The sequence below is a fragment of the Thermogutta sp. genome (assembly GCF_014359955.1).
GTDB lineage: Bacteria > Planctomycetota > Planctomycetia > Pirellulales > Thermoguttaceae > Thermogutta.
Genome location: NZ_JACIYL010001004.1, coordinates 1 through 1,370 on the forward strand (window position 1 = coordinate 1; position 1,370 = coordinate 1,370).

Below are 1,370 nucleotides of genomic sequence, written 5' to 3' on the forward strand. Positions count from 1 at the left end.
GGGCGCGTTCAGTGTAACACACAGAGAAAGGAAGGCAATACTGTGGCTGACCGAGTTGGCGATATTCCTTGACCGGTTATTGAATTTTGATGCTCCGCCGGATCTGTTCGTCGCGTCGTGCCTTATCGATTTTCTTGAAGGCCTCAAGGGGATTGGGAACCCCCTGCAAGATCAGGAGCGGATCCGAGGGATCTTTCGTACGCAAGATCACACGCCCCACCCCCACCAGCCGTTCCAAAAGGTTCTGGTGCATGGCGATATCGTCAATGTCGATAACCTCCATCGAGTCGACGGTGCGGAAGATAAAACCCTTTTGATAGTAAAACCGGTAGGTGGTCAAGCGGTACTGGATGGTCGTTTTCCGGTACCAGGCAATGGCCAGAAAAACCAACCAGGCAAGTGCGATCAGTCCAAGGGTGATGCCCCACAGCAACCCGGCATGGTTCTTGAGAGGGCTCTGCATGAGCAGGATATCCACCACAATCACGATGATTGTGATGATGCCAAGGGTGATCCAGGTGCCGATCATTCCCCGAGGCGAATAGGACGCCTTCCACAATTCGATATCCGGATCGCCCCGTTTGGGTGCCTGTTCGGTTTCCCTATCAGTCGTCGGAGTTGCCCCGGTATTCTGGGCGGTGCTGGTAGCCCCCTGGCACTGGGGACACACTCCAGTGAGCGGGTCAAGGTCCGAGCCGCAATTGGGGCATTTCATGGGTCCCTCCTTAATGCTGTCTCGAGATGCCGGAATGAAGTAACCCTTTTTCGTTTCTCAGAAGGCCGTGGGTGATGTCGCCCGTTGTTCGCGCCTGTTATTATGCCAGGGTCCCATGGTTCAAGCGATAGGGTGACCGAGAGAACGGCTTTGCCGTCCGCATCAACGGGCCATCCTGCGGAGTTGACCTCCGCGTCCTTTTCAAAATGGCAGGGCTGCTGCCGCCCGAGTATGATACGGGCACAAAGCACCAAGTGCTGCGTCCAATTCCAAAAATTTCGCACAGGTTGGACATGTTCCGTCCAGGCTGGATAGAAAAATGGACTTGCCAGGCTTGAGAGACAGGGCTTGAAGTGGTAGTATCGTCGGGTGTGCCGGGATACTTCGGAGTGGGAAGGCATTCTCGGAAAGGGGGTGTGCGGATGACATCGCCGCGTGGTGGCTTCGATCCCTATCACGTATGGCTGGGAATTCCGCCTCACGAACGTCCCATTAGCTATTACCGGTTGCTGGGACTCCGGCCGTTTGAAAGCGATCCGCAGGTCATTGAGGCTGCTGTGGATCAACGGTTGGCGTTTTTGAGGACGAAAACGACCGGGCCCCACGCAAGCTATGCCGAACAGCTCATCAACCAGATCGTTCAAGCACGCTTGAC

Annotated in this window: 2 protein-coding genes; one reads left to right on the plus strand and one right to left on the minus strand. The window is 55.5% G+C overall.

What is annotated here, in order from left to right:
* Positions 1–76: 76 nt before the first annotated feature.
* Positions 77–715, minus strand: coding sequence for a PH domain-containing protein (locus H5U08_RS18935; protein WP_297036763.1), 639 nt, complete (start codon positions 713–715; stop codon positions 77–79).
* A 422-nt stretch (positions 716–1,137) separates the two neighbouring features.
* On the opposite strand from H5U08_RS18935, the gene H5U08_RS18940 reads away from it, so the two are divergent.
* A partial coding sequence (locus tag H5U08_RS18940) for a hypothetical protein (RefSeq protein ID WP_297036766.1) occupies positions 1,138–1,370 on the plus strand: 233 nt, incomplete at its 3' end.